We start from the raw sequence: 8,823 nt of genomic DNA, 5'->3' as shown, positions 1-8,823 counted from the left end.
CTCGACAACCGGTTCTTCGCCGCCCTCTTCAAACTGGCGGGCGTGCAGGCGGGTGTAATAGCCATTCTGCGCCAGCAACTCGGCGTGGGTGCCGCGCTCGACGATCCGCCCCTGGTCCATCACCAGGATCAGGTCGGCTTTCTCGATGGTGGTCAGGCGGTGCGCGATGACCAGCGTGGTCCGCCCGCTTACCACCTTGTCCAGCGCCGCCTGGATGTGCCGCTCGGACTCGGTATCCAGCGCCGAGGTGGCTTCGTCGAGAATCAGCAGCGGCGCATCCTTCAGCAGCGCGCGCGCAATCGCCAGACGCTGGCGCTGGCCCCCGGAGAGCAGCACGCCGTTTTCGCCGACCAGGGTCTCGTAGCCCTTTGGCATGTTCGCGATGAACTCGTCGGCATAGGCATCCTCGGCAGCCTTGCGCACGGCCTCGGCAGGCGCGCCAGCCAGGTCGCCGTAGGCGATGTTGTTGCTCACCGTGTCGTTGAACAGGGTGACGTGCTGGGTCACCAGGGCAATGTGCCGGCGCAGGTTGCGCAGGGTGTATTCCTCTATGTCCAGGCCATCCAGCAGGATCTGCCCTTGTTCATGGTGATAGAAACGCGGCACCAGGCTGGCCAGGGTCGACTTGCCGCTGCCCGAGCGGCCGACCAGGGCGACCATCTGTCCCGGCTCGGCAACGAATGAAATGTCCTCCAACACCACCTTTTCAGTGTCTGGATATCGAAAGCTGAGATTGCGCACCTCCAGCCGGCCACTGACCCGCTCGCGCGTCTGGGTGCCTGTGTCGACTTCCGGGGACTCGTCAAGCTGGTTGAAAATATTCTCCGCCGCAGCAACTCCACGCTGGATCGTAGAGTTCACTTCGGACAACTGCCTTATCGGTTTCGGCAACAGCCCGGCAGCCGTTATATAGGCCACCAGCTCGCCCGCACTTGAGTCGCCGCGCAAATAAAGCACCAGATACATCAGCACCGCCATGCCGCTGTAGATCACCAACTGCAAGGCCGGCGTATAAATCGACTGAACGCGGGTCATCTTCAAACCCCGGCGCATGTTGTCATCACACACTTTGCGGAAGCGCTCCCGCTCGTAATCCTCGCCACCAAAGCTGCGCACCACGCGGTAGCCCTGGATTGTCTCGGAAGCCACGTGGGTCAGGCCGCCCATGCTGTCCTGCACGGCCCGACTCATCTTGCGGAACTTCTTGCTGGCGGTGGTGACCATGAACGCAACGATAGGGAGAATCGCAACCAGCACCAATGTCAGCTTCCAATGCATCCACAACAGGTAGGCAAACAGGAAAACCACCGTAAACCCCTCGCGAATAACCACCTTGAGGGCATCGGTGGCAGCTCCGGTTACCTGCTGCACGTTGAATGAGATACGCGAAATCAGTTGGCCGGAGTTGTGGTTATCGAAAAACCGGTTGGGCAAATGCAGCAGGTTTTCGAACAACCCGCAGCGCAAATCATGAACCAGACCCCTCGCCACCTTGGCCAAATAGTAATTCCCGAGAAACGACCCTATACCCTGATAAATGGCAATCAGTACAATCAGCAACGGCACGCCATAGACCATTGGAATATTGAATATCCGGGCATCGTCGGGATGCTCGATGCCTTCAAGGAAGTATTTGAGGATATCGGCCAGCATTGGCTGGCTCGAAGCAAACAGCAGAAAACCGAAAATACTCAGCGCAAAGGCTTTCCAGTAAGGCAGAACATATCCAAGCAGGCGTACATAAATTTTAAGTCCAGATTGCCGGGCTTTACGGGCCATACAGCGCGCCTCACAAATAAAACAAGAACGAACGAATGCAAATTGTACCAGCGAACGAATTAATGCAGTGGCTCGCCAGCGCCACGCCGCTGGCGGATGTGTCCCTCACACCCCGGATGGAATGTCCCGCCACTGGCCTGCCGCTGAAGATGTTATCCCGATCATGCGCGGCGCCTGATGCCCGACGCCCGCAATCCGGCAGACTGCATTTCCACCCGGCACCATCCCGGCCCCTTTCGTTCACGGCAGCCGGACAACATACTGCTGCTGCCAGAACTCGTTGGGCATCCGAGCGACTGCCTCGGCACTCATTTCTCCAGCAACCCCCTCAGCGCCGGCATGTTGCCGCGCGACTGCATGAACCTGAAGCACTAACTGCCGCGCCAAACAACTCCAGGCTTGCCATGACCCGCGTTGATTCAGACCTGAACCCAGGCACAGACAAAAACACCGCCAACACCTCGCCAACGCGAGCTTCGAGCAACCCCGCATCAACTGCGCACTGCAATTTCAGCTGGCAAGGAGCTCGCCAATGACCGAATGCATCATTCATATCGGTATGCACAAGACCGGCAGCACATCCATTCAGCAATCCCTGAATGGATTTGTGAATGACCGGTTTCGCTATGCCGATCTTGATCACACCTCGAATCACAGCTTTGCAATGAGCAACCTGTTTTCAGCCAGCGATGTCAGCCAGAACAGCCAGCGAGCCAATGAAATAAACCCGGCCGAGCTGAAAAAGGATATTGAGCAGGCAAAGCGCAAGCTGGAAAAGGCCATACGCATGCAGGATGGCCGTCACCTGATCATTTCCGGTGAAAGTATCAGCAAGCTGGACAAGGCCGCCCTGGAGCGACTGCAAAGCACATTGCGCCCGCACTTCAAGCGCATTCGCATCGTGGGCTATGTGCGTTCGCCGGCAGCCTACATATCCAGCATTTTCCAGCAGTTCCTGAAAAACCGCTTACCGCCTTTGAGTGCCGATGCGCTCTACCGCCCTTACAGGGAGACTTTCGAGAAGTTCGATCAGGTCTTCGGCGCAAACAATGTGGCACTGTGGAAGTTCGATCCTGCCAGCTTTCCCGACCACTGCGTGGTCAGCGATTTCTGTGCACGGCTCGACATCGCCCTGCCTGGGGATCGCATCATCCGTGTCAACGAATCCTATTCCCGACAGGTGATCGGCTTGCTCTATGTCTATCGGACCTACGCCGCGCAATTCAACTACCCGGCATTGCATGCAGGCGAAGCCAACCGGCTGAACATGGCGCTGAAAACGCTGGGCAACCAACGTTTTCGCTTCAGCCCACAACTCAGCGCAGCAACCCTGGTCGCACAACAGGAGGACATCCAGTGGATGGAACGGCGGCTCGGCGACTGCCTGCGCGAAGAGCTTGGTGATGCACGGCCGGGCGATGTGGCATATCCGGCCGATCTTTTGCACACTCCCGGCGAGGTGGTAATGGAGTTGCGCGCGCTGCTCGGTGAATATGGCCCGCAGAAAGCGACCGAGCTCGAGCCTGAAGAAGTTGCCCAACTCTTCCATGCTTTCCGCATGAGCCAGATCGAACCCAAACTGCACGGCGTCAGAAAGTGGGCGGTCAAGCTACGCCGCTGGCGACAAGGCCTGCCGTAACAATAGCGGGCTTGCCGCGCAGTCATATGGCTGCTGCCGAATTGCCACCAATCAATCGCTTGCCGATTGCATGGTGCCTGTCGCTGACAGGAATAGTTTTTCGGGGCATGCTGCCTGACTGCCGCCTAAGCCCTGTACACCCAGAACCTATGAGCACAGCGATGACCGCAACTGCCATTTCAAGCCCCTCAGCTCGCGCCGTGCTGGTATTAGGCATGCACCGCAGCGGCACCTCCGTGCTGGCCAATGGCCTTGCCACACTTGGCGTGGAGCTGGGCGAACGACTGATGCCGCCATCGCCCGACAACCCAAAGGGTTACTTTGAAAACATTGAGGTGGTGGCCTTCAACGAACGCTTGCTGTCCACATGCCAGTCCCGCTGGGATTCGATTCTTGCGCCAACCATGCCTGAGCATGTGCAAGAGACCCATGCAATGCTCGCCGAGAAACTTCTTGATGATCAATTTGGCAGGGCCAAGTTATGGGGCATCAAAGACCCGCGCATGACCCGCCTGCTCCCTTTCTGGCGCATGGTTCTGGATAACCGCAACACAGGCGTATATTACCTGCTGGCCAATCGTCATCCTGCGAGCGTTTGTGCGTCGCTGGCCAAGCGCGACAACCTCCCCCCCGCTCTCGCCCTGACCCTCTGGCTGCAACATCAGTCCCAGGGACTACAAGCCCTGCTCGAGCATGGCGGGCTAGTGGTCGACTACGACTGTGTGCTCAACGCTCCTCTCGAAGAACTGCAGCGCATCGGCGAGTTTTTGCACTTGCCCACCGAAAAATTTGGCGCGCTCCAGCTGAAGGCATTTTCGGACGATTTCCTTGACCCCGAACTGCGGCGCAATAGCGACCATTCATTCCCGGCAGAGCAGTTTCATAACAGCAGACTGCCGGAACTATCCCTGCAACTGCACAATTGCCTGAGTCTCTGGGCGCGAACCAATGGAACGCCCTCTCAGCAGTTGCTGGAACAGTCGGCGGATGTACTGCGGCAGCTGGAGTTGTTTATGCAAGAGCAGTACGACTGGCTCGCCTGCATTGACCAGACCCGAATGGACTGCGCCAGACAGTTATTGCACTCCGCCATGGAACTAAAGTCTGCCAAGAAGAAACGCAACCAGCGCGTAAGCACGAAGCTGTTACGCCTGTTCCGGCTCGACAAACTGTGCTCCACCCGGCAAAGATGAGCCACCCGCCAGAATGGGCGGCCCCTGCCGCCCCCGCCAAGACCAACCCAGACCAGCCTTATTCAATGACAGACAATACCCCGCTAGTCTCGATAGCCCTCGCCACCTATAACGGAGAGGCTTTCCTCGAGGAGCAACTAGCCTCATTACATGCCCAGAGCTACCCCAATCTGGAGATAGTCGCCTGCGATGACTGCTCCCGCGACGGGACTGTGGAGATCCTGCGCAAGTGGCAAGCCAGCCATGGTCTGCATGTTCACCTGAATCCGCAGAACCTCGGTTTCGTGCGCAACTTCGAGCAATGCCTGCGGATGTGCCGCGGAGAATACATTCTGCTGGCTGACCAGGACGATGTCTGGGAACCGCACAAGGTTGCGACACTGTTAGAGAAAATCCGCAGTAGCGAGGCATTATTGGTGTACTCCGACGCCCAGCTGATTGATGAGCAGGGCGAGCCACTGCCTTGCGGTCTATGGGAGACCCTGGAGCGCCAGCCCGTTGCGCAGAATGCTCGAACTGCCTTTTATCTGGGCAATGTTGTGACTGGTTGCACCACCATCATGCGGCGCGAACTGCTTGAGCACACCCTGCCAATACCCGACGGTTTCACCTTCCATGACTGGTGGCTGGGCTATGTCGCAGCCCAGCATGAACGACTGGACTTCCTGCCCCAGCGCCTGACGCGCTATCGCCAGCACGATGGCAACGTAGCCGGTGCCGGCCTCAAAGCAAAGCGCAGCAGAAGGACCTGGAAATCACCGCTAAGCATCTGGAACGAGAAGCGGCGCAAGCTGCAGAAACTGGACAATTTTGCCAAGGATCACGCACGAAACCTGCAGATTTTCCATCGCTACGAATCCGAGCACGGCCTGGATAACACTGTCTCGGCGATGCTGTTGCGCTGGGGACGCGACTACGACAGCAAATACTCACTGCACGACTATCGCGAGTTCTTCCAGCAAAATCCGCAGCTGTTTGCCACGATGAGCAATCCGCGAAAGAGCATGCGGCGCAGCCTGAAGTCCAAGATAAGGCGCAAGCTGAAAGTCCTCATGACGCCGCTTATAGCTGTGACAGTAGCCCTAGTTTGCGCTGCAATCTGGCTGTTCTGAAGGCGTGATTGTCCGCCCAAATGCTGCCAGGACGGATTCGCCAGGTAATCCAAACCGCCTAGATCCGTCCCTCATCACTCGCATGCAACCCATGCCAATACACAACTCAACGCTGCAACATGCTGCGCAAACGCGGCCACAGCCCCGTGCGCGGAGCGACAGTAGCACGCTGCTCCTCGGGACAGACGATCGCCGCCCGTCGCGGCTCAAGGTCAGGCACTCCCTGGAGCAGTTGGTGGTAAAAAGCCGGCAGATCACCCAGGCGCGCATCCTGCCCGGCAGCAGCGGCAAGATCCTTGTCGGTCAGTTCGTACAACAGCAGGGCTGCAGCGCACGAATCAATTTCACTGAAGCGCCGGGCATAGTAGCCAAGAGCCGCCACACCGAGACGCCCCTTGTGTCGCGCCAGGAACTTTGCAACCGTGCGCAAGATATCCAGATCCAGAGGCTGTTTGCAGGTCAACGGCTCATCAGCAAAGACCGCATCTGCCGCATGCAGCTCCAGGCTGACTGCAAAGCGCTCGCCAACGTTCCGGTTGAACCAGAGCAGATCATCGACAAACTTCTCGCGCAAATCGCCAATTACTGTTGCGCTGTAGGGCAGGTCGGCACGCTTCTCGGGAAACCCATTGACCAGCCAGTCGGAAACCAGCGCCGAATAATTGAAAGCCTGGGCATTACCGAAAAACTCCTGCGAGATGCGCGTAAAGAACTGCACAACGGCAATCTCGGCCGAGGTCAGGGTGCGATTCACCGTTCGCGCCTGCAAACTTCCTAACTGCGCATAGTCGGCGCCAACTGCCGCGCAGAATGGACGAACCACATCACGCTTGACCGCATCGTAGTGAATGACATGGTAGTTTGTGCCCGATTCGACGATTCGCCTGGCTCGTTCGACATGGCGCACCTTCTCCGTTTTGGCAACAAAATCCCGGAAATCGCCGAGATAACAATGCCGTTTGACCGCCTGCACGAATGCCGAATAAAGGAACTCGTAGCAGTTGCGCACATAAAAGACGACTTTCAGTGACAGCCCATGCCTTCCGCAAAACTCATTGAGACGTTTTAGTGCTGCAGCATCCAAGCCCAGCACTTCACTCGAAATGATCGTGGCAGAAAGGCCATGTGCAAAATAGGTGGCCAGCAGCTTCTTTTCGGTAACCTCACCGGCCAGAAACTTGGCCAGCACTTGGGCATTGCCACTGGAAACCCGGTAATTCAGGCTTTCATCGTCGAGATTGGTATAACTGAACCCCTGCCGTGCCAACGCCGCAACGTTGTTAGCCAGCCAGGACTGCAAGGCAGAAGAACCTGTTTTTCCGAAGCCGTTATGCAGATATAAATATTTCATCAACACCTTCAAGGGCAGTATCAGGGCCTGCCCAGATAATCAACAAAGTGAGCGAATCACAACAACCAAGCCCTGCAGTCCCAGCCGAGCATTTGCTCAAGCGCACAGATTTCAAATCTGAAAATATTGCGCAAATATTCCCGCTCTAGATCGGTCATTTGTGCAATGTACGGGCGACTATGCACATCGCGCGGTACCGCCTGGGCAAACGCGTCGATCTCAAGAAAACCTGATAGCCGCGCGAGCACGCCCTGCAGATCAGCCCGCAGATCATCATGCTTGATGATCAGGGTTTGCTCGACCGGGAAGAAGCGCCACAAGCGCCTGATCTGTGCGGTGTAAAAGCCGCGATCCACATATGAATAGACGAGATTTTGCCTTGGCAAACTCTCCCGGCAACGGGCGGATTCTGCCTGCAAAGCCTGCAAAAATGGCAGGGTCTCTACGGCTCGATCACGCTCCATGTTCCAGTGAGAAAATGCTCGCTCTATCGGATTGCGAAGCACCAGGACTATCTTCATATCCCGGTTGTAAGCCCACATCCGCTCCACCGCACGATCATGATAAAGGTAAGCAGGGGTTGCTTCGCCATAGCGCAGAACAGCATTCGCTGTGGAAAAATGCGCATGGAATATTCTGTCCCGCAACCACGCCCCAGGCATTGCAAACACCCGGTCATCATCAAAATGATGGACTTCCTTTATCTTGGCCATCGCTACCTGGGGATGGCTTCTAAGATGCAGATCAAGAGCGGTCGTGCCGGATTTTTGCACCCCGGCGAGAATGAAGGAAACCCTGATATCCGGCGCCGAAAGCAACTCGGCAGGAGAGTGCCTAAAGACCCTGCGATGCCTTCCATGCTTCTCGACCTTCATTGCCCCCCCTTCAAAAGCATGCTGCGCAACCGATGGCTAAACCCTGAAATCGAGATAACAAGTGCATTCCATTCAAGCAGATGCCAGGACTGCATGATCCACAGTAAAGACATCGCAACCGTCTCGTCGAACTGACGACTGAATGCCAGTAAAGCCACAGTACCGGCGCCCAGCCTCTTTACGAATTCAGCACAGCTGCCTACGCATGAGCCTCGACAACCGGTTCTTCGCCGCCCTCTTCAAACTGGCGGGCGTGCAGGCGGGTGTAATAGCCATTCTGCGCCAGCAACTCGGCGTGGGTGCCGCGCTCGACGATCCGCCCCTGGTCCATCACCAGGATCAGGTCGGCTTTCTCGATGGTGGTCAGGCGGTGCGCGATGACCAGCGTGGTCCGCCCGCTTACCACCTTGTCCAGCGCCGCCTGGATGTGCCGCTCGGACTCGGTATCCAGCGCCGAGGTGGCTTCGTCGAGAATCAGCAGCGGCGCATCCTTCAGCAGCGCGCGCGCAATCGCCAGACGCTGGCGCTGGCCCCCGGAGAGCAGCACGCCGTTTTCGCCGACCAGGGTCTCGTAGCCCTTTGGCATGTTCGCGATGAACTCGTCGGCATAGGCATCCTCGGCAGCCTTGCGCACGGCCTCGGCAGGCGCGCCAGCCAGGTCGCCGTAGGCGATGTTGTTGCTCACCGTGTCGTTGAACAGGGTGACGTGCTGGGTCACCAGGGCAATGTGCCGGCGCAGGTTGCGCAGGGTGTATTCCTCTATGTCCAGGCCATCCAGCAGGATCTGCCCTTGTTCATGGTGATAGAAACGCGGCACCAGGCTGGCCAGGGTCGACTTGCCGCTGCCCGAGCGGCCGACCAGGGCGACCATCTG

General features: G+C 57.6%; 7 protein-coding genes. 3 read left to right on the top strand and 4 right to left on the bottom strand.

The genetic code is table 11. The annotated features are described in order from the left end of the window. Positions 1 to 1,779 (bottom strand): lipid A export permease/ATP-binding protein MsbA (gene msbA, locus ISX93_RS16945; RefSeq protein WP_195779937.1); only part of this gene is annotated, 1,779 nt, incomplete at its 3' end. Between the two features lie 532 nt (positions 1,780 to 2,311). Here msbA and ISX93_RS16940 point away from each other — a divergent pair. The 3 genes from ISX93_RS16940 (at position 2,312) to ISX93_RS16930 (ending at position 5,723) form a co-directional block, all read left to right on the top strand. Then, on the top strand, positions 2,312 to 3,418 hold the full coding sequence (locus ISX93_RS16940) for a hypothetical protein (RefSeq protein WP_195779936.1): 1,107 nt from the start codon (positions 2,312 to 2,314) through the stop codon (positions 3,416 to 3,418). Positions 3,419 to 3,579: 161 nt separating this feature from the next. After that, on the top strand, positions 3,580 to 4,611 hold the full coding sequence (locus ISX93_RS16935; protein ID WP_195779935.1) for a sulfotransferase family protein: 1,032 nt from the start codon (positions 3,580 to 3,582) through the stop codon (positions 4,609 to 4,611). Continuing rightward, on the top strand, positions 4,608 to 5,723 hold the full coding sequence (locus ISX93_RS16930) for a glycosyltransferase family 2 protein (RefSeq protein WP_195779934.1): 1,116 nt from the start codon (positions 4,608 to 4,610) through the stop codon (positions 5,721 to 5,723). Before ISX93_RS16935 ends, ISX93_RS16930 begins: the two co-directional genes overlap by 4 nt. Before the next feature lie 106 nt (positions 5,724 to 5,829). On the opposite strand, the gene ISX93_RS16925 is transcribed toward ISX93_RS16930, so the two are convergent. From ISX93_RS16925 to ISX93_RS16915, 3 genes are all read right to left on the bottom strand, one after another. Beyond that, positions 5,830 to 7,074 (bottom strand): hypothetical protein, encoded by a 1,245-nt coding sequence (locus ISX93_RS16925; RefSeq protein ID WP_195779933.1) that lies wholly within the window; start codon positions 7,072 to 7,074, stop codon positions 5,830 to 5,832. A 56-nt stretch (positions 7,075 to 7,130) separates the two neighbouring features. Then, a complete protein-coding gene (locus ISX93_RS16920; RefSeq protein ID WP_195779932.1) occupies positions 7,131 to 7,949 on the bottom strand; it encodes a sulfotransferase family protein in 819 nt (272 codons plus the stop codon). Between the two features lie 199 nt (positions 7,950 to 8,148). Beyond that, on the bottom strand, positions 8,149 to 8,823 hold a 675-nt coding region (locus tag ISX93_RS16915), incomplete at its 5' end, for an ATP-binding cassette domain-containing protein (protein WP_195779931.1).

This window comes from Pseudomonas sp. N040 (assembly GCF_015637705.1).
In the GTDB taxonomy this organism is placed as follows: Bacteria; Pseudomonadota; Gammaproteobacteria; order Pseudomonadales; family Pseudomonadaceae; genus Aquipseudomonas.
The sequence above is the reverse complement of the archived record's forward strand: the minus strand, read 5'-3'. Positions and strand labels throughout refer to the sequence as shown.

Bases quoted from the DNA above. Each gene is read 5' to 3' on its own strand.
- ISX93_RS16935 (WP_195779935.1), top strand. From the start codon at position 3,580: ATGACCGCAACTGCCATTTCAAGCCCCTCAGCTCGCGCCGTGCTGGTA.
- ISX93_RS16930 (WP_195779934.1), top strand. From the start codon at position 4,608: ATGAGCCACCCGCCAGAATGGGCGGCCCCTGCCGCCCCCGCCAAGACC.
- ISX93_RS16940 (WP_195779936.1), top strand. From the start codon at position 2,312: ATGACCGAATGCATCATTCATATCGGTATGCACAAGACCGGCAGCACA.
- ISX93_RS16925 (WP_195779933.1), bottom strand. From the start codon at position 7,074: ATGAAATATTTATATCTGCATAACGGCTTCGGAAAAACAGGTTCTTCT.
- ISX93_RS16920 (WP_195779932.1), bottom strand. From the start codon at position 7,949: ATGAAGGTCGAGAAGCATGGAAGGCATCGCAGGGTCTTTAGGCACTCT.